Below are 23,270 nucleotides of genomic sequence, written 5' to 3'. Positions count from 1 at the left end.
CACTACAAAGTTTCCACTACCTTTGCAAACGTTTATAACTGGCGCTCCAACTATTCATCACCAAGAACTGAGCGTCGAAAATAGTATGAGTAAAACTTACACAAAGACTTTTCTAAATTGAAATGAAATGAGAAAAAAACTACAACAACAGCACAACGAAGCAGCACAAAAGAGATTTACCACATTCATTGCTCTCCTTGTCGTGCTTCTATTCGTCATTGGAGGAAGTCTCCAAGTACAAGCCCAGGATACCAATACGAATGGAACCCCCATCGCGGGCATCGAATCGCTGACTGGTTGCAGCGAGGATCAGGTAAGAGCTGCTTACATCAGCGACTACACTTTTCCTGAAAAAGACAAAAGCAAGATCTTCTTCCTCTACAATGTCAAGACGGGTCTGCTGCTCAATGCAGGAGGCTATTGGGGAACTCATGTCTCTTTGAAAGAATACGGAATGCCGCTATGGATACATATCGACAGTGAAGGATGGATTCACCTTGCTCAAGAGTTTGACTCGAAGGACAAGACAGAAAAAGGAGAAGGAAATTATCTGGAATACGAGACAGGGGGAAGTGAACCTGAAGACAAAGGTGTGTATATAGACAGAGCATATATTTATAAAGGACTCATATCGGAAAAGATCGTCAAGAGAGGCTGGGAACTGAAGCCTGTTTCTGGAAAGACCAACACCTACAGGCTATATACGTACAGCAACACCTCATCTTTTCCAAACGCATCACCTAAATTTGACAGCCCCAAGTATTACCTCATCGCAGCCAAGACACAAGGCGACGTGGACAAGAACTGCTATGCCGTGGAAGAAGGAAGCCAAGACATAGCAAACGGCAACGACGAATGGAGATTCCTGTCTTACCAACAGATATTAGATCTCCAGGACAAGAACACCGACAACATCATCTCGTCCATTGACCTGACCTTCCGTCTGCAATGCCCAGGCTTCTCTCGTGAGAATGCGGCTATGAGCAACTGGAAGGCTTATCAATATAGAAGAAGTGAAGAAGGCAAGATCAGATTGGGTTTGGAGCATTATTACAAACCTTACGTTAACAGCGATGTAACAACTGCCGGCTATTGCAAGATAGGCGATGAATATACCAATGATTTCGAAGACAAAAAGATAAAAAGCTACAAATTTCCCGATGGCAGCAATGCTATCACGTTCAAAGAAAGCAAGAATTACGAGCGTCATTGCGGCAAGTATTATTGCGCTGATGTCAAGAATTTCCGAGGCACCATCTACCAGGATGTCAAAGTAAGTCATGGCGGTGCATACGTCATCGAGTGCAAGGGATTCTCCACTACCACTAAGGCAAAGCTCTATGCCTGCTTGGTGAAGAGCGGCAACACTGCAGACACCCAAACGATGCATGCCACCATCTTGGGACAGACTGATTACATGTCTGCACAGGAAAAGGAAGCGCTACATATCGAAGAACAGAATATGGACTATGCTGCCAAGGAATTCTACGGTAGTCACAAATACTTCAACAGCGTGCTGGTACAAGTACCTAAAGATGGCGGCACTATCCGGTTCGGTATCGAAATCGGAACGCAGAATGACAAGGAGCCTGTGGAAGGAGAGTGGACGGTATTCGATGACTTCCGACTCCTCTATACAAGCAAGACAACTGATGGCGACTTGGTTCTCGACCAGGACAGGGACAACTTGGAATATCTGGAGAATTGCTCCAACACCTACAAGAGTGTGACGCTCCACCTCAACAAGACCTTCGACAAGGACAAGTGGAATGGCTTCGTCTTGCCCGTAAGCCTCACCAAGGACCAACTCACGCAGGCATTCGGTCCTAACATGAAACTGGCAAAACTCGACAAGTTGACCAGCAATGAGATACAGTTTGTCAGCATAGACATGAGCAAGGCGGGAAACGAAACAACTGTGATGGAAGCCTACGTACCTTATATCATTTTCCCTACCAAGCATACCGAACTGGAACAATCACCTGCCTACACAGCCTTGCTGAGTTCGACAGGCAACGACCAGGCGAAGGATGTACGGGTGAGCATCGGCATGAACCATATCGACATTCCCAATGTCACATTCACTGTTAACAAAGAGAACAAGAACGACCTCACCAATATGAAGACAACGAACTGGACAACCAACAGCAGCATTGCCGTTGACGGCTCTGGAACTCCTTTCGTCAGTGGCAACGGCAAAATGATAGCCTTTGGAACATTTGCCAGAACCTTCGGACCTGGCACACAGAATACAACAGAGGGCGATAAAGATTACGGCAAATGGACCATCACGGACAAGCCAACCATCATAGATGGTCGCAGCGACCTGACGGGCTGCTACTTCTTCTCCAATGGTAAGATGTATTCTTCCGCTAAAAGAGCAAGAGGCTTGCGAGGCTTCAGCGTATGGTTCGCACCTAAGTCCGCCTCTGACGGCAACCCAGCCAAACCTGCCAACGTTTTCCTTGATGGTGTATCCTTGGACAAGACCACAGGCATCAGCCCCATCATCTATGGCGAAGAAGAAAGCAGAATTGACAGATTCGCCCATGGCATCTATAGCCTGAACGGTCAACTCATCAGCAACAGCAGTTCCTTGGACGGACTTCCAAGTGGAATCTACATTCTGAACGGCAAGAAAGTTATCAAGAGATAATCGGGAGCTACAAGTCTTGAGCAAGAAAGCCTGGACTAACAAAACTATTAGTAAAACACTCAAAATCGACAGACGATGAAAAAAAGATATATGTGTCCTATGACCACAACCATCATGGCTGAGACTTGCAGCATCTGCGCAGGCTCTCCTCCTAAATGGACGGAACGCTCAGAGTCACAAGACCCTGAAGAAGAGCCATCCACCTGGGGCGAAATCATCTGGGACAAGGGAGAAGGTACATTCGACGATGAAGACCCGTTCGACCCAGACAACTGGTAAGGAACACGCCCTGAAGGGGCAGAAGCTCTTAGCCCAGGGCAGCGCCCTGGGTAATTACGGACGCAAACCTGTCGCCCTGTAAGGGCAAAAGCTTTAAAATACCGGACAATATACAAAGCTTTTGCCCTTACAGGGCGCCTTGCAGATTGGCATTATACCCAGGGCGCTGCCCTGGGCTAAGAGCTTCTGCCCCTTCAGGGCGTGTGGGGAAAAAATTGCGAAACTTCATCATAGATAGCTTAATCTGCTAAAGCTGGATTTGCGCCTGTTGCAGACCTACCGCCTTGGCAGTTAGAGTACCCTTTCCCTTCAAGACAATTTGTTTTTAGCGTCATGAGCATCAGGTTTTTGATGTCGTTATTAGGTTTATTCGGTAGCAGGCAGGTGGGGTATTTAAAGCTTCTCAGAACTTTCTCGTATCTTGAGAATCATCGGAACCACCTCCTTATATATCTTATTATCTCCATTGATATTTCTCATGAGCAGTTCGCAGGCTTTTGCACCCTGCTCGTGCGCCTTGTCCATAATGGCAGTGAGACGAGGAGTAACAAAGGCAGCAGCATCACCATCGGTGAAACCGATGATGGCTACATCTTCAGGTATGCGAAGTCCCTTGGCCTTGATGGCATCAAAGGCAGCATAGGTGATGATGTCATTAAAGGCAAGAATGGCATCTGGCGGATTGGGGCCCTCAAGCAGTCGGAGGGTATTGTTGCGAGCCACCTCGAAGTCTATCTTGTCGCACACCACAAGGTCTCGGTCTATCGTGATACGGTTTTCACGCAAAGCCTCGAGATAACCATGTTTGCGTCGGCGTACCATATCCAGATTATTTGGTCCTCCGATGAAGGCTATCCTCTTGGAGCCCGTCTCTATCATGTGCTGAGTGGCTTCCTGTGCTGCAACATCTCCATTAGCCACCACCTGCGAGAACTTGTCTTCGAGACAGCATCGGGCAAAGAATACGAGCGGAATGCTCATGTCATGGAGTTGTTCGAAATGGGAATAATCCACAGTATCCTGTGCCAGACAGGCGATGATGCCTTCCACATGCATATTAAGGAAGTTGTCGAGGGCACGCTCTTCGCGGGTATGGTCCTCATGACTGTTGGCACTGATAACAGAGTAGCCCTGTTTGGAGGCATAATCTTCTATACCATCAAGCACAGCTGCATAGTAATGGGTTACCAAGTTGGGAACGATGACTCCAATGACCCTTGGCGCTTCCTTGCGAAGGCTTTGCGCAAAGGGATTGGGACGGTAGTTCAACTGCTTGGCAAGCTCTTTCACTTTTCGTGTCATCTCCTCTCCCACCTCATGGCTGTTTCGCAAAGCTCTTGATACGGTAGCTATGCTCACGCCCAAATGGTCGGCGAGATCTTTGAGTGATGTTCTGCGTGGCTTCATGTGTGGTAAATAAGTTTAAGCTATATATTAATTTCAACATGGCATCTTGCTGCCTTTTTTGTACAGAGATAAAGCAAGCAAGCGCAATGAAAGTTTGCTTTCAAATTGCCGAGTGCCGCCAATCTTTTGCAAAGATTGTGCAAACAAGCGCAATGAAAACTTGTTTTCAAATTGCCGAGTGCCGCCAATCTTCTGCAAAGATACATCATTTTTTCGTGAATCGAAAACGTTTACGTGCATTTTTTTATGAAAAACATATTAAGGTTTCATTATTTCTTGTAATTTTGCACTCAGAAAAGTAATGAATAGTTGATAATAAGTTAGTTAGAAAATTGGAGCTTAGTGATGTCGTGAGACATTTCTAAGCTTTTTTTGTGCGCTTACTTAAAGGCACTGCGCCTGTCGTGCCAATATATCACTCAACTTTCGCAGGGTGTGGGAATTTATTGAAGTTAGATATAATATTCTGCCGAGTCGATGAGTCCAGCTCTCAAGGCATACTTGGTCGCTTCATGAGCATTGTTGACATCGAGCTTTCTGAAGATGTTCTTGCGATGAGTGTTGACAGTATGAAAGCTGGAGAAACGTTTTTCGGCTATTTCCTTGGTCGTCATACCGAGAGCGATGTCTATCAGAATCTCTGTCTCTGTCTTGGTAAGTTTCACTTTTTCCTCAGTCTTGGCAGGTGGCGGTGCAAGAAGCACCTCCGTCATGTGCTGACAGATAAAGCGATTGCCCTGCACACAATACAGAATGGCAGCCTTGATTTCCGACAGCTGACTATCTTTGGTCAAGATACTGAACTGCGTACTGCTTGCTATGAGCACACGTACAAAGTCCACACTCAGGTCTTCGCTGAAGAGCAACCATCGGGTGTGGGTGAATCGCTGGTGCAGGATGAGCAGCTCATCGGCATCGTTGATATCGAAGAGCGTATAGTCAAGCACTACCACCGCATCATCGTCATCCTTCAGGGCAAGCATCAATTCTGCCTTGTCCTCTACGTACTTCCACTCAATTCCAGGCATTTCCTCCTTATCGCCAACATTCATCTGCTGAATGATGTGAACCAGTCCCATACGGGTAATGTCCTGTCTGTCTGCCAGAAATATTCTCATCGCATGCTTGTTTTTATGTTGATATTTTCTGCCTATACTCTTTCACACATTCTCCCATTTAGAATGTCATCGAGAATCCGAAACGTATGCCCCACTTGCTGATGTCCTCATTATTCAGATAGGTGAGTCGACGCACATACTCTACAGCAAAGAACTTGAATATGTTGTGTACACCAGCCACACACTCCCAGTAGGGTGTATTGTTCATCACGTGCGATTTGCTTGGGAACTTAAACAGTTCCGCATCCCCTTGGTTTTTCTCCAAATAAGGATTGTTCTTATCGGTGAGGTTTCCCCATACGCCTTTCACGGCGAAATATTCACGCCACTTCAGCTTCTTGATGAGCGGAATACGGTTGAGCAACTTGCCATTCATATCCCACGACAGAGACGCAAACACCTGACGGTCGTTGAGAAACTCCCAGTCTCTCATCAGGCTCACACTCGATTCAGACTCAAAGTACGAGAGGTTGACAGGCGGCAGGATGAGCATCGGGAATGGCACCTTGTTCCATTGAGCCTGACCCACAGCATGGAAGTCGAGATAACCGAAACTGCCAAGCCACTGACGCTTATAGATACTCACTTTCGTGATGTTGCTGTGATACTGTCCGCCCATAAAGCCTTTAAAGCCCATGGTATGCGAGATTCCTATCTCTGGACTGTCGAGGTTGATAGGCAGTCGTTGCTGCTTAGTGTTGACATAGGTGACTCCAGGATTGTAATTGATGCCCACATTGATGTCGGTCATTCTGATTTTCTTCACCTCGTTTCCATCCAGTGTGAAGTAGTGAAGATTGCCTGCAGTACGGTTGCTCTGCCAGCGTATACCGGTATTAAAACGCAGTCCCCAATCGGTCTCGTAGGTAAAGGCGAGCCGCTGTCGATGATAGAGGAACATCTCGTCCTGCGTTGCCGCACGGAAGGTCATGAAGATATTGTCCTTGTTGTGCTGCAGGTTGTCATCGGAAGGCGACATGATGTCACGGGACACCTCAAAGGTAACATTCCGCATCGGGAACTCGAAGGGACTGTTTTTCTTCTTGTTGAGCGAGTAGGTCAACACATGTCCTGTATACCATTCGTTACTCTTCGTACCATAGGCCGCATAGCCGTTCCAGAAGAAATGGGGATTGAGCGCAGCCATGGTACGACCAGCCAGACGAAGACGTATGCCGTCTACATAGTTTTTCGACAGATAGGTGTTGACAGGACCGAGGTCGAACTTACTTTTCTTTCCGCCCGGACCACTTCCTATCTCCACATAGTTCTCCATGAGAGCCTTTACACCCAGGATGATCCACTTGAAACCTTTGGAATTCTCCATGCGGTGGATGAAACTGTCCATCGACGATTCACTCTTGGTCAGGTCCACCTGCCGGTACTTGTTCCAGTAAGCCTCATCGCGGTTCATGGCATCTATGTCATGCCGCACTTTAGCCTTGCCCTTGAAAAGTACCTTGGGCAGTTCGTCGAAGGAATAGTCGGTAAGTCGGGTGTTGCGCACCACGAGCAAGTCTTGCAGCACCTTGTTGGTATGTATTTCCGCCACCATATCATCCTTGGAAAGCACCCATTCACCATTGTCCAAACGTGTGAATTCCTGCTCTATCTTCATATCCTTCACCCAGTTCACGTCGCTGTTGTGAGGCATATAGAGATTGCATTTCTTGACATGCAGCATACTGTCGGCTGTCACATACAGTTCGCCACGGAAGCCGAAGTCCTGCGAGTTGGCAGGAATAAACTGCAGATGATAGCAGAGGTCGCGCTCCACATAGACCGTGTCCTCTATATAATAATGATAAAAGGAAATAGCCGTTCTGCCGATGGGCGACGGGAAGGGATACTGCAACAGGCGCACATAGTCATCATAGATATCCACATCGGTAAACACGTCTTTCATCGTGGTACTCAGAATCTCACCCGTCTGTATCACCTGACCAATACCATTAGTCTGCTGTCCCTTGATGATATCTTTCTCGCTCTTGGGATCTTTGCGATAGATATGCTGCGATACCGTCTCGTCGACACTCACAGGGAGAGTGAGTTTACCATTATAGGGCGATTTCTCCACCTGGTCGAGTAGATATTGTCGTTTACTGAAAAACTTGCCTTCAAGCTGTTCCTTCGAAAGGTCGTTCAGGGCAAGGGTTATCTTCTGATATTTGTCATACTGATAGTATGGATGGTTGGCCAGATCGGTTTTCTTCTTGGCTGCGATAACGCGGCGCATCAGCTCCACAGCAGGATTGTCCTTGCGCTTGTACTTACCCCGTTTCGACTTCACCACCACTTCATTGAGCCTACGGCTGTCATCCTTTAGTTTTATCTCAAGGAAGTTGGTGTTGGCGTCCACCTTCACCGTCTGCGTCTTGTAACTCAAGGCACTCACGGTAAGCATCCAACCTTCATGCTTTTCTATGGAGAAGCGGCCTTCGCCATCGCTCGACACAGCTATTCTGTGTCCTCGGTACTGCACGCTGGCATAAGGTACAGCAAATCCGTCAACGTCGATGACGCGACCTGATATTTTCTGTTGTGCCATCATCTGCTGCGTCAAAGCAACAAGCAGCACAACCATCATATATATGCGGAGTTTAATCTTCATGTCCTAAATACCTTTTTGTTTTTTATAACTCTTCTCTTTCTTGTAATTCTTTCTGTCTTTATCAGGGCACACTCTCCCCTTCACTGATTTTGATTGCAAAGTTATAAATATTATCTGAAAAGAGAGGAAAACTTTTTAATTAATTTAGTTTTTTACCTTATTTTTGGCATATTTGTCGAATATTGGAAAAAACTATTTGGTTATTTAAGGTTTTTGGCGTAATTTTGCAAACTGAACGTTTTCGTTAAGCCAAATGGGCAGAGAAAGCTTGCTTTCACTCTGTCATGGCGAGAAAAGGTGCGCGCAAGCGAACTGCAAAACTTGAGGTCTATATATAATAAGGTGTAAGGACAAAAGAGAAAAGACTAAAAGAAATAGCAAAAAACAGAAACCAAGATATGAACGATAAAGGCAACCTGACAGACAAACGTCCACCCCTGCTGCCAACGATTATAGGAACAGGCTTAGGCAGCGGTTTCTGGCCTTGGGGTCCAGGAACTGCCGGCTCAGTATTGGGCACGCTGATATGGGCCGTGATAGCATTATTTGCAGGATTGGACGGAACAACATTGCAGACCACCATGTTGCTGCTGACCGTAGTATTCACCATATTGGGCACATGGGCCACCGCACAACTCCAGCCCTACTGGGGCGAAGATCCAAGCCGCGTGGTTATCGATGAGATTGTGGGAGTATGGATTCCACTGTCGCTCATCATACCTTTCGAAGAAGCTGGTCACAAAGCCGACTCACTCTGGTGGGCTGTGATTGCATTGGTGCTTTTCCGCTTCTATGATATGGTAAAGCCTCTTGGCATCAAGCGCCTTGACCGCATGAGAGGTGCTTTCTACGTGATGGCCGATGACATCCTTGGAGGTGTCTATGCGGCAATCACGATGGTTATTATCAAAATAGCATGGGCATGGGTAAGATAAAACATGAACTATATACTTTCGGCAAGGCAGAGGTTACGGCTTCGATGGGCTCCGCGGTAGACTTCGGTCTGGCATTCATGCTGTCCGACATCGTAGGAATCTATTATGGTCTGGCAAATGCCTTGGGCGTGATGGCAGGTGGCGTGACCAACTGTTGCCTGAACTACCGTTACGTTTTCGACGATTCCAATCGCAGGAAAAGAAGTGTGGCATGGCGATATTTCATCGTATGGGCCATCAGTTGGTTACTCAATTCGGGAGGCACCATCGCACTTACCGAGTTTATCAACAGTCACGAGCGCCTCGATATTCACTATCTCATACCCAAGAGTGTGGTGAGCATCCTCGTTGCCCTGTTGGTCAACTATCCTGCCCAGCGCAAGTTTGTATTCAAGCCTGCCCAACAGAAGTCTGCCGAAGAAAATTAAGACATTGAGCTTTCACAAGTTCAGAAGTCAAAGAAGTTGACCAAAACATTCAGAATCAATAACAATTCAAAAAATATGAACTACAGAGATTTCTTACAGAAAGTCATCTATGTGATCATCAATCCTATCATCAAGGCGATGATCCGTTTGCACATCACCCCCAACATTGTTACCTTCATCGGTTTCATAGGCAATATCGTGGCAGCTGGTTTCTTCGTTGAGGCAGCTCTCACACAGAGTCTGGAACTCTTGGGATGGGGAGGACTCATCATCCTTGCTGCAGGACTCTTCGACATGATGGACGGCCGTCTGGCACGAATGAGTGGAAAAAGCAGCCTTTTTGGAGCATTATGGGACTCGACACTCGACCGCTATAGCGAACTGGTAAGCCTCTTCGGCATCTGCCTTTACTTCTTGCGCATGCAAGACGAGATGGGCTTTTGGATGGGCATCGTCACCTTTGCAGCCATGATAGGCTCAGTAATGGTGAGCTACGTACGTGCCCGAGCCGAGGGACTGGACATCGAGTGCAAGGTTGGACTGATGCAACGCCCCGAACGAGTTGTAGTGACAGCTGTCACAGCCATGCTCACTGGTTGCATGGCAGATATATGGTGGCTTGCCGGCGGTATGATTCTCATAGCCGTACTCGCCAACATCACAGCTTTCTGGCGCATAGCACATTGCTACATCGTGATGAATAAAAAGGAGGCAGAATGACAAGTTTGTATCTCATCGCAGTCTTCGCCCTGCTCATAGCATGGCAGAAGACCCGCAAGTTTGCACTTTATTTCCTGCCATGGCTCATCTTTGCCGTGACATACGACTCCATGCGCTTCTACCCTAATTATATGGTAGGTAGCATCGATGTACGTGGACTTTATGAAGCCGAGAAGTCTCTTTTCGGCATAGCAGCACAGACTCCAACAGAGTTTCAGGCCATTGCCGACCATTCGCAGATGATGATTCCAGGCGAATACTTCAGTGTGCACCATGCAGCCCTGCCCGACCTTATGGCAGGATTCTTCTACCTCTGCTGGGTTCCTGTTCCAGTAGGCTTTGCGCTCTATCTGTTCTCGAAGAAAGAATATCGTTGGTTTGTGCGTTTCTCATGGACATTCCTTGCGGTCAACCTCATAGGCTTTGTAGGCTATTACATCCATCCAGCCTCACCACCCTGGTATGTGATGGAGTATGGGTTCTCCCCCATCTTGGGAACACCGGGCAATGTGGCAGGTCTGGCACGCTTTGACGAGTTGGTGGGCTATCCTGTCTTCCACTCCATCTATTGTCACAATGCCAATGTCTTTGCTGCCGTACCCAGTCTGCATGCAGCCTATATGTTGATCACCACCTTCTATGCAGCCAAGAGTCACCAGCATTGGTTTACCACTGCAGCCTTCGCCATCATCTGTATGGGCATTTGGTGGACAGCAGTCTACTCGGGTCATCACTACATCATCGATGTACTGCTTGGCATCATGACCGCAATCATTGGCATCCTGCTCATGGAGAAAGTAGTTTTCAAAAGATTCCTGAACAGGAATAGCCAAGAAGTACATTAACACCTCACGCGGGTTGAAGAAGCCATAGTTCAGGCAAGCACCTTTTTGAAACAGCGACGGCGTCGATGCTGTTCGCTCTCCAAATATTGCCACTGGTTTCTTACGCCCGTGTTCGACTCCATCTGCGGCATTGCCTCTGCCCACTTGAAACCATACTTATGATACTGCTCTATGAGATGGGCAAAAATGATGGCATTGGCACCCTTGACACGGTAGGCAGGCAACACACCGATGAGCAACAGATCTACAGTATCTGTCTTATGCCACTTGAGCACCTTCAGCAGATGCCACCATCCCCAAGGCAGAAGCTTGCCGTTGCGTGTCTTCTGCAAGGCTCTGGCAAAAGAGGGGAAGGAAACGCCAAAGCCTACCAACTTTCCACCCAGCTCATCTATCTCTTCCTGCGAAACACCCTGCTCGTCATCAGCTGCTGTCACACTTCGGTCAACCACGCCAACCACCAGATCGAGGTCAGCCATCTTGATGTACTGGTCTATCAACTGGTTGATTTGCTTCTCAGACAACTGCTGGAAGTCGTACAGGTTGGCATAAGTCTCGTTCAGTATCTCGAAGATGCGATGTCCCATACCTTTCTTCACCAACTGACTGCGGCTGAAGCGGTAAGGATGCAGGTTGTACCTTCGTTCTATCATCTGTGCCGTCTTGGCAAACTTCTCGGGTGTCACCTCAGGCACCTTGATGCGATATTCCATCCAGTCGTTATCTTTCTCGAATCCTCCCAAAGCCTCGATGTGCTGAGGATAATAAGGATAGTTGTAGATAACATAGGCTGTGGCAAGACGGTCGAAGCCTTCGATAAGCATTCCCTCACGATCCATATCGGTAAAACCAAGTGGTCCTACCATTTCTGTCATTCCATGTTCACGGCCATACTGCTCCACCGTCTCCAATAAAGCACGCGACACATCTGGGTCGTCAATGAAGTCGAACCATCCGAAGCGAACCTGCTTCTTCTGCCACTCCTCGTTGGCACGATGATTGATGATGGCAGCCACACGTCCCACCACCCTTCCTCCTCTCAAGGCCAGGTAATACTCCGCCTCACAGAACTCGAAGGAAGAGTTTCGTTCCTTCGACAAAGTGTTCTCCTCATCGAATCGGATGAATGGAACAGCATACTCATTATCTTTATAAAGATCGCAGTAAAAACCGATAAAAGCATCCATGTCTTTCTTACTGCTCACCTTCTTGATTTCTATCTGATTGCCTTGTAGCATTGTTTCTTTCATGCCGCAAAGTTACAAAGATATTTCAAAATATGCAAATTTTAGGTTTGAAATGTGTTCTGAATAATTAACACTGATTTAGATACATTACACCACACAAGCCTTGGCTTTGTCGGAAAAAAGCAGTACTTTTGCACGCATGAAAAGAGAGACCGACAATTACACATTCCTCACCCATGCCCCAGTACATAAAGTGATATTCACAATGGCTGTGCCTACCATTGTAAGCATGCTTTCTACAAGTATGTACAATCTTGCTGACACCTATTTTGTGAGCCGTATCAACACACAGAGTGTGGCTGCCGTGGGCATCTCCTTCTGTATGATGGCTGTCATACAGGCTGTAGGATTCTTCTTCGGACATGGATCTGGCAACTATATCTCACGACGTTTGGGAGCCAAGGACACTGACAGCGCACGCAAGATGGCTGCTACCGGAGTCGTGCTCAGTTTCATTTCAGGACTCTGCATCACCATCCTCGGACTGTCATTTCTTACACCACTCTCTCTGCTGCTCGGTTCCACCCCTACCATTCTTCCCTATACAGAACGCTACTTGGGCATTATCCTGCTCGGGGCTCCGATGATGACCATGTCGCTGACTCTCAACAACCAGATGCGCTTTCAGGGCAACACGATGTATGCCATGAAAGGTATTCTGTCGGGTGTGTTACTCAACCTCGTATTGGCTCCAATACTCATCCTTTATTTCTGTTTGGGAATCACGGGAGCCGCCATTGCCACACTAATCAGTCAATGCTTCGGATGCCTCATGCTTCTTCTAATGACAACCAAGGGACAGAACATTCGTATCGAGCCACGGCTTTTCACACCTACGAAGGCATTCCTGAAGGAGATCATAGCAGGAGGAACACCCTCGCTCTCGAGACAAGGATTAGGCAGTATTTCCACCTTGATGCTCAACGTGGCAGCAGGCTCATACGGAGACGCAGCCATCGCCGGCATGAGTATTGTCACCCGAATAGCCTTCTTCACCTATGCCATCGTCATCGGTTTGGGACAGGGATTCCAGCCACTTTGCGGATTCTGTTATGGCGCACGTCTCTACAGTCGTGTAAAAGAAGCCTTCACCTTCTGTATCAAGTGCGGCACGATCTTCCTTACCGTCTGCGCTGTTGCAGGATTTGTCTCTGCCGAATCCATCATCACTCTCTTCAGAGACGAGAACGAAGTGGTGAGTGTGGGAACAGCAGCCCTGCGCTGGCAGGTACTCAGCTTTCCACTCGTGGCCTTCATCGTATTGACCAATATGCTCACGCAGACCATTAGAAAGCCTATACGCGCCAACCTGGTAGCCGCCGCCAGAAGTGGTCTTTTCTTCATCCCGCTCATCATCATCCTGCCCCATTGTTTCGGACTTCTTGGTGTCGAGATGTGCCAGGCATGTGCCGACATTTGCTCCTTTGCCCTGGCGGCTCCCATTGCCTGGAGTGCCTTCCGTGATATGAAGAAAGAACAGGCAGAAAAACAAAAAACACCACAAACTTTTGGGAAATAAGAAAAAAATCGTAACTTTGCAACGGATTTTTACTGACACAATTGAGAAATGAGCAAAGACAAGCTAACTCATCAGCTGACAGAAACCATCGAAGAGCTTTCATGCCCCAAGTCGCTGAAAGGTCTGTTTCATCAGCACAGGGACGGGAACCCGCTTCCTTCGGGCAAGGCGCTCGAAGAAATCATCAATTTATCCCGCTCCATCCTTTTCCCCGGATATTATGGTAACTCATCGGTCAACATATCCACTATCAAATACCACATCGGAGTGAGAGTGGAGAAACTCTACGAGAAACTGACAGAACAGATTCTCGCAGGCCTCTGCTTTGCCAACGACTGCGAAAGCGAGACCTCACAAGAACTGCTGCGACAGAGAGCCAAGGCCGGTGTCATAGCAGCCAAAGCCATCATGGAGTTTCCCCGACTCAGAAAGATTCTTGCCACCGACGTGGAGGCGGCCTACGAAGGCGACCCTGCTGCTGTAAGCCAGGGAGAAATCATCTCCTGCTATCCTGTGATCAAGGCCATCACCAATTACCGTATAGCCCATGTACTCTTCGAACTTGGCGTGCCACTCATCCCCAGAATGATGACCGAGCTGGCACACTCTGAGACGGGTATCGACATTCATCCCGAAGCAACGATCGGCAAACATTTTACCATCGACCACGGAACGGGTGTGGTAATAGGTGCCACCTGTATCATTGGCAACAATGTGAAACTCTACCAGGGAGTAACCCTCGGGGCCAAGAGCTTCCCACTCGACAAGGACGGTAATCCTATCAAGGGCATTCCACGCCATCCTATCCTTGAGGATGACGTCATCGTGTACGCCAATGCCACCATCTTAGGACGAATCACCATTGGCAAGGGATGCGTCGTGGGAGCCAACGTATGGGTCACCAAGGATATGCAGCCAAAGACAAAGAAATACAAGAAAGAAAAAACAAGTTTATTAGACATAGAATTCAATAATGGAACAGGAATTTGAACTCATTGCCAAGACCTTCATGGGCTTAGAGCCCGTCTTGGCTGAGGAGCTCACCCAGTTGGGTGCCAACAATGTACAGATAGGTCGCCGTATGGTTTCCTTCACAGGCGACAAGGAAATGATGTATCGTGCCAACTTCCAGTTGCACACTGCCATCCGAGTACTCAAACCCATCAAGCACTTCAAGGCTCGCTCTGCCGAAGAAGTGTACGACGAGGTGCAGAAGATTAAATGGGACGACATTCTCGACGTGAAGAAGACATTCTCGGTCGACTCTGTGGTCTACTCGGAGGAGTTCCGCAACTCACGCTTCGTTACTTATAAGGTAAAGGATGCCATCGTGGACTGGTTCCGCGAGAAACTCGGCACACGACCTAATATCAGCGTTTCCAATCCAGACATCCGCCTCAACATTCACATTGCAGAAGACAAGGCTACCCTGAGTCTCGACTCAAGTGGTGAGAGTCTGCATCGTCGTGGCTACAGACAGGAGCAGGTGGAGGCACCTCTCAACGAGGTACTTGCTGCCGGTATGATTCTCATGACAGGCTGGAAGGGCGAGTGCGACCTCATCGACCCAATGTGTGGTTCTGGAACCATCGCCATCGAGGCTGCCCTCATTGCCCGCAACATCTCGCCAGGAGTATTCCGTAAAGAATTCGCCTTCGAGAAGTGGAACGACTTCGATCAGGAGCTCTTCGACCGTATCTATAACGACGATTCACAGGAACGTGAGTTCGAGCACCACATCTATGGCTATGATATAGACATGAAGGCTGTCAACACAGCGGCTCTCAATGTGCGTGCAGCCGGTATGACCAAAGACATCACCATCGCACAGAAAGACTTCAAGGATTTCGAGCAGCCTGCCGAGAAGAGCATCATCGTGATGAATCCTCCTTACGGCGAGCGCATCTCTACCCCTAACCTCTTGGGCACATACAAGATGATTGGCGAACGCTTCAAGAAGGCCTTTGCCGGCAACGAGGCCTGGGTACTGAGCTATCGCGAGGAATGCTTTGAGCAGATCGGCTTGAAGCCAAGTATCAAGATTCCTGTATTCAATGGAAGCTTGGAGTGCGAGTTCCGTAAATATGTCATGTTTGACGGCAAGATGAAGGACTTCCGCTCCGAAGGCGGCATCGTAAAGACCGACAGCGAGAAGCGAGAGATGGCACAAAAGCACCGTTTCAAGAAGGAGCGCGAGTTCAAGAAGCGCATCACCGAGGAGACAGAGAACGAAGAAGACGATATTCGCTCATTCAAGTTCCATACCAGCCGCTTTGCCGACTTCGAGAAAAACCGCGAGGACATCCGTCGTGGCAACAAGACACGTTCGGCAGGACGACGCAACGACGACAACGATGACAGACGCTCTGGCAAGAGTTTCAAGGGAGGCGACCGCAACTTCAAGGGAGGCGACCGTGGCTTCAAGCGTGGAGGAAAAGACTTCAAGCGTGGAGGCGACTTCAAAAGAGGTGGCAAGGACTTCAAGCGTGGAGGAAAACGTGGCTTCGACAACTTCGGCGATGAGGACTAAAAAGTAAAGAACAAACAAAAAATCATGAATTTTAGAAAATCTCTATACCAAGTTTCACTGGTTACTATAATGGCTATATCTGCAGTCAACACACAGGCACAGGGCGTAGTTCCTGCACAGAAGGGCGATAAGACATTTACACTCGAAGACCTGAACTTCGGCGGCAACAATTATCGCAATATGGTGGCAAAGAACCGCTGGTGCACCTGGTGGGGCGACCAGCTTGTACGCCAGGATGTAGATGCTTGCTATCTGGTAAACAAAACCAATGGCAAGGAAACGAAACTCTTCGGCATCAACGACATCAACCAGTGGATTGCTCCTACCAAGGACGTAAAGGTAAGGGCTCTTTACAATGCCAGATTCCCCTTTGCTGGCAAGAGCATCGTTATGGTAAGCAACGGCAGCAAGACCTATACCGTCGACTTCAGGAAGCACCGTCTGATCAGCGAGTTGGAGTTTCAAGAGGGCGAAGATCTCCTCGAAGCCAACACTCAGCAGAACGCCTTCGCTTACCTGAAAGGCAGCAACCTGTATGTACGTACCTTCAATGCGGCACCCGAGAACGCAATGACCAAGGAGAAGAAATCGCACGATTTCCAACTCTCTGCTGATGGAAGCCGCGAGATCGTGTACGGGCAAAGCGTTCACCGCGATGAGTTCGGCATATCGAAAGGCACCTTCTGGAGTCCCAATGGTGAAAGACTGGCTTTCTATCGCATGGACCAAAGCATGGTGACCGATTATCCTCAGGTCAACATACCTGAGATAGGCTTCGATCATCCCGAGACACAGAGTTGCATCGCTACTCCCGCTCCCGACAAATATCCTATGGCTGGCGAGACCTCTCATCAGGTCACCGTGGGTGTGTTCGACTGTCTTACAGGAAAGACCATCTATCTGAAGGCTGGCGACCCTACCGACCGTTACTTCACCAACATAGCATGGAGCCCCGACAGCAAGACCGTCTATATGTTCGAGGTCAACCGCGACCAAAACGACAGCCGCCTTACTGCCTATGATGCAGAAACCGGCGAGAAGACTGGCGAGCTCTATCGCGAGACCGATGAGAAATATGTAGAGCCACTCCATCCTATCATGTTCCTGCCTTGGGACAGCAACCGTTTCATCATGCAGAGCCGCAAGGATGGCTACAATCATCTTTATCTCTGCACATTGGGCAAGCATGGCAGTCGCATGGCAAGCAACACCGAGTCGCTCGACATCCGTCAGCTGACTTCTGGCAAGTGGGAAGTGATGGAAGTGCTCGGTTTCAACAGAAAGCGCAAGAGCATCATCATAGCCAGCAACGAGTGCTCACCTATTCAGAGAAACATCTTCTTAGTAGACACCCAGACTGGCAAGCGCACCATGATGGACGACTGTGGCAAGGGATGGCACAATGCCACCCTGAGCGAGAGCGGACAGTTTGTCTATGACAACTACTCTACTCCTGATGTGCCTCGCAAGATAGCCATCGTGAATACAGAGAACGGCAAGCGCACAGCATACTTCACAGCCGAAAACCCATGGAAGGGCTACAATGTACCGGAATACAGCTGCGGCACTGTCAAGGCGGCCGATGGCGAGACCGATCTCTACTGGCGCATGGTGAAACCCACCAACTTCGACCCTGCCAAGAAATATCCCACCATTATATATGTATACGGTGGACCTCATGCCCACAACGTAGACGCCCGCTGGAACTACAGCAGCCGTGGTTGGGAAACCTACATGGCAGAGAAGGGCTATCTGCTCTTCATCCTCGACAACCGTGGAAGCGAGAACCGTGGCAAAGCTTTCGAACAGGCCACCTTCCGTCAACTCGGACAGATAGAGATGCAGGACCAGATGAAGGGTGTGGAATATCTCAAGACCCTTCCCTATGTGGATGCTGACAGAATAGGCGTTCACGGATGGAGTTTCGGAGGATTCATGACCATATCGCTGATGACCAACTATCCTGAGGTCTTCAAGGTAGGTGTGGCAGGAGGACCTGTTATCGACTGGCACTGGTATGAGGTGATGTATGGCGAACGCTATATGGACACACCACAGACCAACCCTGAAGGCTACAAGAAAACCTCCTTGCTCTACCAGGCCAAGAACCTCAAGGGCAAGTTGCAGATCATACAGGGCTTGAACGATGTGACAGTAGTGCCACAGCACTGCCTCACCTTCCTCAAGGCCTGCATTGCAGCCGGCACACAGCCCGACTTCTTTGTCTACCCTGGCGAGCCTCACAATATGCGAGGACATCAGAGCACGCATCTGCACGAGCGCATCAGCCAGTATTTCTTCGATTATTTGAAATAACAAACAATAACTTACAGCAAATGAAAATTTTATTGTTAGGAGGCGGTGGCCGTGAGCACGCCTTAGCATGGAAAATCGCACAGAGCGAGAAAGTGGAGAAACTCTTTATCGCACCAGGCAATGCCGGTACGATGAATGTCGGTGAGAACGTAGACATCAAGGCCGACGACTTCGAGGCACTTAAGAATTTCGCCGTAGAAAAGCGTGTCAACATGGTGATAGTAGGTCCTGAAGACCCATTGGTAAAGGGTGTGTACGATGATTTCAAGGCTGACCCACGTACCAAGAACATCCCTGTCATCGGTCCATCAAAGGCTGGTGCCGTGCTTGAGGGAAGCAAGGATTTCGCCAAGCAGTTCATGAAGCGCCACAACATCCCTACAGCCAAATACGAGACCTTCGACGGCACCACCGTCGAGGAAGGCTTGAAATTTCTCGAGACCCTGAAGGCTCCTTACGTACTGAAGGCTGACGGACTCTGTGCCGGCAAGGGTGTCCTCATCCTTCCAACCCTCGAGGAGGCCAAGAAAGAGTTCCGTGAGATGCTCGGCGGTATGTTCGGCAACGCCTCTGCCCGTGTGGTCATCGAGGAGTTCCTCAGCGGCATCGAGTGCTCGGTATTTGTACTTACCGACGGCAAGAACTACAAGATCCTGCCCGAAGCCAAAGACTACAAGCGTATCGGTGAGCACGACACAGGCCTCAACACAGGCGGTATGGGAAGCGTCACACCTGTACCTTTTGCCACCAAGGAGTGGATGCAGAAGGTTGACGAGCGTATCATCCGTCCTACCGTAGAGGGTCTTGCCGAGGAGAACATCGACTACAAGGGTTTCATCTTCTTCGGTCTGATCAATGTAGAGGGCGAACCCATGGTCATCGAGTACAACTGCCGTATGGGCGATCCAGAGACCGAGAGTGTGATGCTCCGTCTGAAGAGCGACATCGTAGACCTCTTCGAAGGTGTGGCTGAAGGCAATCTCGACGAGCGCAGCATCGAGTTCGACGAGCGTGCGGCAGTCTGCGTGATGCTCGTCAGCGGCGGTTATCCTGAGGCTTACAAGAAGGGTTACCCCATCGAGGGCATCGACCAGGTAGAAGGCTCCGTTGTGTTCCATTCCGGTACTGCTCTCAAAGACGGTCAGGTAGTAACCAATGGCGGACGTGTCATCTGCGTGAGCAGCTATGGCAAGGACAAAGAAGAGGCACTGAAGAAGAGCTTCGCCGAGGCTCAGAAGATTCAGTTCACCGACAAATACTTCCGTTCCGACATCGGACAGGACCTTTAAGACAATGTTTAATTAGTAGTGATTAATGATGAATCAGGCCGATGTCCTGTCGTTTGCCTCACAAGCAAACATGAGTCACTAATCACTAAACACTAATATAGATGTTAAGACATAAGACCTTTCAGAACAAGATAGCGGTAAGCCGCTTCTCGTTACCAGTAACAGCAACCCTTATCGCCATGATATGGGTTGCTGTAGGTTTAGTACAGGGTGACATCTGGACTGAGCTGGCGTTTGCACTCGCCTCTACCCTTCTCATGGTAGAGCTCAACAACCGCAATGCCCTGATGCGTACCTACAGCCGCATGGTGTCGTGCAGTTTCCTGACACTCCTGTCGGTCACCTCACTCCCCGAGCCGTCGCTCCATGCCAACGTGGTGACCCTCTGTTTCATTGCCTTCACCCTGCTCATCTGGAACGGCTATCAGGACCGGCAATCCACGGGCCGCACCTTCTATGCCTTCGCCTGTTTGGGCATAGCCTCGATGGAGTTTGTACAGATACTCTATTATCTGCCCATACTGTGGGCGATGATGATGTTCTTCACCAACTCCTTCAGTCTCCGCAACTTTGCAGCCTCCATCCTGGGAGTCATCATCCCCTACTGGTTTGCGGCCGGATTCTTTGTCTATACCAACAACATCGACTACCTCATCGCTCATTTTGCCAGTTTCATCGACTTCCACACGCTGTTCGACTATTCCATGATAACCGTGCATCAGTTGGTGAACCTCAGCTTCATCACCCTGCTGGCGGTCATCGGAGCAATCCACTTCCTGCGTACCAGCTACGCCGACAAGATTCGCACCCGCATGATCTACGAGTCGTTCATCATGCTCGACATCGTCAGCTTCCTCTTCCTCGTACTCCAGCCTCAGCATGAATACGAACTCGAGGGCATCATGATAGTCTGTACGGCACCCCTCTTCGCCCATTTCATTACCTTCACCAAGGGTAAGTTGTGCAACATCACCTTCATCACCATCCTTGTGATGGCTGTACTGCTACTGTTGTACAACCTCCTGTTTTCCCCCGTCATGCTGTTATGATAGCCTGGCTTATTTCGTTCCTGGTAGAATGGGGCTACTGGGGCATGCTCGTGGCAGCATTCCTTGCCGGCAGTTTCTTCCCCTTCAGCAGCGAGGCGGTCATGGCAGGACTGCAGGCTGCAGGTCTTGACCCCGTCCCGCTCATCATCTATGGCAGCATCGGCAATGTCCTGGGCTCAATGTTCAACTATGGTGTGGGACGTTTGGGCAAGATGGAATGGATAGAGCAATACCTGCACGTGAAGAAAGAGAGCCTCGACAAGGCAGAGCGCTTCATGGCTGGACGAGGTGCCTGGATGGGATTCTTCGCTTTTCTGCCCCTGTTGGGTAGTGCCATCACCATCGTATTGGGATTGACAAGAGCCAACATTCCTATTTCCATCCTCAGCATCACCATCGGCAAGGTGCTCAGATACATATTGTTAGTCTATGGATTGAGTTTTATTTTTTAAAGTATGAAGAGATTTATATACCTTATTATAATATGCACTCTGTTGGTGGGCTGCAAGGGCAATCAACAGAAGACTGCCCTCGCCGAGAGCGATGGCAAGCCAATGGTAACCGTCACCATACCTCCCTACCAGTATTTCGTCGATAAGATAGCCCAGGACAAGGTGGATGTCAACGTGATGGTTCCTGCCGGTGGCAATCCCGAGACTTACGAACCCACTGCCCAGCAGATGGTGGAACTCTCTAAGAGTGCCCTCTATCTCAAGGTAGGAAACATCGGTTTCGAGCAGACCTGGATGCAGAAGCTTCACGACAATGCTCCTCACATGAAGGTGGTCGACACCTCCGTGGGCATCTCACCTGCCAAGACACCCGGCGGCAATATCGACCCACATGTATGGATGAGTTGCAGCAACGCCCGAATTATCTCCTCCAACATCCTCAAGGCGCTCTGCAATCTCGAACCCAAGCACAAGGCTTTCTTTGAGAAGAACTATCAGTCGCTGCTCCGCATCATCGACCAGAGAGACAGCACCATCAGAATGAGCTTCCAGAAGAACCCTGAGATGGTACGCAAGTTTGTGATTTACCACCCCATCCTCACCTACTTCGCCCGTGATTACAAGTTGGAACAGCTCGCCATCGAGGAGGAAGGCAGGGAACCGAGTGTCGCCCAACTCAAGAGCCTCATCGAGAGAGCCAAGAAAGAGAAGATAAAATACTGCCTCATACAGACAGAGTTTGCCAACCGCAACACGTCGGTATTCATCAAGGAGACCCACACCCATGCGATGGAGATCAACCCCTTGCAAGGCGAATGGAACATGGCGATGCAAGAAGCATCATTGGCAATACAAGGCAAACAACTGATTGTGGCTGACAAGTAAGAGTCGCCTCAAGACCATAAACACAGAACAACATGAATCCAATCATAAAAATCGAGCACCTCGCAGCAGGCTACGAAGGCAAGGAAGTACTCCACGACGTCAACCTCACCATCTATCAGGACGACTATCTGGGTATTATCGGACCCAATGGCGGCGGAAAGACAACCCTCATGCGTCTTATTCTCGGACTGATGAACCCCACCGAGGGAAACATCAGCTACTATAAAGACGGCAAGCCGGTAAAGGAAATCACCATGGGATACCTGCCACAATACAACGACCTCGACAAGCAGTTTCCCATCTCTGTATACGAAGTGGTGCTCTCCGGACTCAACAAGTCGAAGAGTCTCTTGGCTCGTTTCAGCAAAGAGCATCACCAGCTCGTAGCCGATACCTTGAATCGTATGCAGCTGTCCGACTTGAAAGACCGGCACATCGGAGCCTTGAGCGGAGGACAACTTCAGCGTGTTCTCTTGGCACGCGCCATCGTGTCAAAACCCGATGTCGTGATACTCGACGAGCCCAACACTTACATCGACCGTCGATTCCAGAAACAGATGTACGAGATGCTGGAGCAAATCAACAAGGAATGCGCCATCATCATCGTAAGCCACGACATTGCCGAAGTGCTGCACAATATGAAGCACATCGCCTGCGTGAACCACCATCTGCACTATCACGATACTGCCGACATGCCGAAGGAAAAACTCGAGGAACATTTCCTCAAAGTATAAACTTTCAAGAGCTTTAAAGGATATTACCCAATTCTGTTTGTAACTACTCAACATTCATATAGTCGTGAGTTGTTACTTCAATACTATACAAATTGTTTCTGTTAGTTATAATTTGTTCATTCTCTTGCAGCAGGGCGGACGCATCAAAATGCGTTCGCCTCCAAAAGTTTTGACAGGTAATTTTCGTCCCAGCCAGCTTTCATTCTTTTTAAGTTGATACTTCCCTTGATCGTTTTATCCTTTTTAAGGA

At 48.9% G+C, this 23,270-nt stretch carries 19 protein-coding genes; 15 read left to right on the top strand and 4 right to left on the bottom strand.

Features of this window, described 5'->3' with window-relative positions; translation table 11 throughout:
- Positions 1-127 precede the first annotated feature (127 nt).
- A complete protein-coding gene (locus P3T48_RS06690; RefSeq protein WP_276506119.1) occupies positions 128-2,656 on the top strand; it encodes a hypothetical protein in 2,529 nt (842 codons plus the stop codon).
- Between the two features lie 75 nt (positions 2,657-2,731).
- Positions 2,732-2,935, top strand: coding sequence for a hypothetical protein (locus P3T48_RS06685; protein ID WP_276506118.1), 204 nt, complete (start codon positions 2,732-2,734; stop codon positions 2,933-2,935).
- Positions 2,936-3,328: 393 nt separating this feature from the next.
- On the opposite strand, the gene P3T48_RS06680 is transcribed toward P3T48_RS06685, so the two are convergent.
- From P3T48_RS06680 to P3T48_RS06670, 3 genes are all read right to left on the bottom strand, one after another.
- A complete protein-coding gene (locus P3T48_RS06680; protein ID WP_158463012.1) occupies positions 3,329-4,342 on the bottom strand; it encodes a LacI family DNA-binding transcriptional regulator in 1,014 nt (337 codons plus the stop codon).
- A 452-nt stretch (positions 4,343-4,794) separates the two neighbouring features.
- Complete coding sequence (locus P3T48_RS06675; RefSeq protein ID WP_276506117.1) at positions 4,795-5,460, bottom strand: helix-turn-helix transcriptional regulator; 666 nt, start codon at positions 5,458-5,460, stop codon at positions 4,795-4,797.
- 58 nt (positions 5,461-5,518) lie between these two features.
- Positions 5,519-8,071 carry a DUF5686 and carboxypeptidase-like regulatory domain-containing protein gene (locus P3T48_RS06670; RefSeq protein ID WP_276506116.1) on the bottom strand — a complete coding sequence of 851 codons (2,553 nt, stop codon included), beginning with the start codon at positions 8,069-8,071 and terminating at the stop codon, positions 5,519-5,521.
- Between the two features lie 398 nt (positions 8,072-8,469).
- On the opposite strand from P3T48_RS06670, the gene P3T48_RS06665 reads away from it, so the two are divergent.
- The 4 genes from P3T48_RS06665 to P3T48_RS06650 all read left to right on the top strand — a co-directional run bounded on the left by P3T48_RS06665 (position 8,470) and on the right by P3T48_RS06650 (position 10,999).
- Entirely contained in the window at positions 8,470-9,006 is a 537-nt protein-coding gene (locus tag P3T48_RS06665; RefSeq protein WP_158463013.1) for a phosphatidylglycerophosphatase A family protein, read from the top strand.
- Positions 8,994-9,434 carry a GtrA family protein gene (locus tag P3T48_RS06660; protein WP_276506115.1) on the top strand — a complete coding sequence of 147 codons (441 nt, stop codon included), beginning with the start codon at positions 8,994-8,996 and terminating at the stop codon, positions 9,432-9,434. The genes P3T48_RS06665 and P3T48_RS06660 overlap by 13 nt, the downstream gene beginning before the upstream one ends.
- 75 nt (positions 9,435-9,509) lie before the next feature.
- A complete protein-coding gene (locus P3T48_RS06655) occupies positions 9,510-10,154 on the top strand; it encodes a CDP-alcohol phosphatidyltransferase family protein (RefSeq protein ID WP_217757405.1) in 645 nt (214 codons plus the stop codon).
- A complete protein-coding gene (locus P3T48_RS06650) occupies positions 10,151-10,999 on the top strand; it encodes a phosphatase PAP2 family protein (protein WP_022251697.1) in 849 nt (282 codons plus the stop codon). Before P3T48_RS06655 ends, P3T48_RS06650 begins: the two co-directional genes overlap by 4 nt.
- Positions 11,000-11,028: 29 nt before the next feature.
- Here P3T48_RS06650 and P3T48_RS06645 read toward each other — a convergent pair whose 3' ends face one another.
- Positions 11,029-12,249, bottom strand: a complete 1,221-nt coding sequence (locus P3T48_RS06645) for an N-acetyltransferase (RefSeq protein ID WP_276506114.1) — start codon at positions 12,247-12,249, stop codon at positions 11,029-11,031.
- 136 nt (positions 12,250-12,385) lie between these two features.
- On the opposite strand from P3T48_RS06645, the gene P3T48_RS06640 reads away from it, so the two are divergent.
- From P3T48_RS06640 to P3T48_RS06600, 9 genes are all read left to right on the top strand, one after another.
- Complete coding sequence (locus P3T48_RS06640; RefSeq protein ID WP_276506113.1) at positions 12,386-13,765, top strand: MATE family efflux transporter; 1,380 nt, start codon at positions 12,386-12,388, stop codon at positions 13,763-13,765.
- Between the two features lie 48 nt (positions 13,766-13,813).
- Positions 13,814-14,755 (top strand): serine O-acetyltransferase EpsC, encoded by a 942-nt coding sequence (gene epsC / locus P3T48_RS06635; protein WP_276506112.1) that lies wholly within the window; start codon positions 13,814-13,816, stop codon positions 14,753-14,755.
- A complete protein-coding gene (locus tag P3T48_RS06630) occupies positions 14,739-16,295 on the top strand; it encodes a THUMP domain-containing class I SAM-dependent RNA methyltransferase (protein WP_276506111.1) in 1,557 nt (518 codons plus the stop codon). Before epsC ends, P3T48_RS06630 begins: the two co-directional genes overlap by 17 nt.
- A gap of 69 nt (positions 16,296-16,364) precedes the next feature.
- Positions 16,365-18,611, top strand: coding sequence for a S9 family peptidase (locus tag P3T48_RS06625; protein ID WP_276506110.1), 2,247 nt, complete (start codon positions 16,365-16,367; stop codon positions 18,609-18,611).
- A 20-nt stretch (positions 18,612-18,631) separates the two neighbouring features.
- The gene (gene purD, locus P3T48_RS06620; RefSeq protein WP_276506109.1) at positions 18,632-19,900 is read left to right on the top strand and encodes a phosphoribosylamine--glycine ligase; all 1,269 of its coding nucleotides are present in this window, start codon (positions 18,632-18,634) and stop codon (positions 19,898-19,900) included.
- Positions 19,901-20,001: 101 nt separating this feature from the next.
- Entirely contained in the window at positions 20,002-20,949 is a 948-nt protein-coding gene (locus tag P3T48_RS06615; RefSeq protein ID WP_276506108.1) for a hypothetical protein, read from the top strand.
- Positions 20,946-21,401, top strand: coding sequence for a YqaA family protein (locus tag P3T48_RS06610; protein WP_022251705.1), 456 nt, complete (start codon positions 20,946-20,948; stop codon positions 21,399-21,401). Before P3T48_RS06615 ends, P3T48_RS06610 begins: the two co-directional genes overlap by 4 nt.
- 3 nt (positions 21,402-21,404) lie before the next feature.
- Positions 21,405-22,286, top strand: a complete 882-nt coding sequence (locus tag P3T48_RS06605; protein ID WP_276506107.1) for a metal ABC transporter solute-binding protein, Zn/Mn family — start codon at positions 21,405-21,407, stop codon at positions 22,284-22,286.
- Positions 22,287-22,318: 32 nt separating this feature from the next.
- A complete protein-coding gene (locus tag P3T48_RS06600) occupies positions 22,319-23,020 on the top strand; it encodes a metal ABC transporter ATP-binding protein (RefSeq protein WP_276506106.1) in 702 nt (233 codons plus the stop codon).
- Positions 23,021-23,270: the final 250 nt, after the last annotated feature.

Origin of the sequence: Segatella intestinalis (assembly GCF_029348455.1) — a bacterium.
Classification (GTDB): Bacteria; Bacteroidota; Bacteroidia; order Bacteroidales; family Bacteroidaceae; genus Prevotella.
The sequence above is the reverse complement of the archived record's forward strand: the minus strand, read 5'-3'. Positions and strand labels throughout refer to the sequence as shown.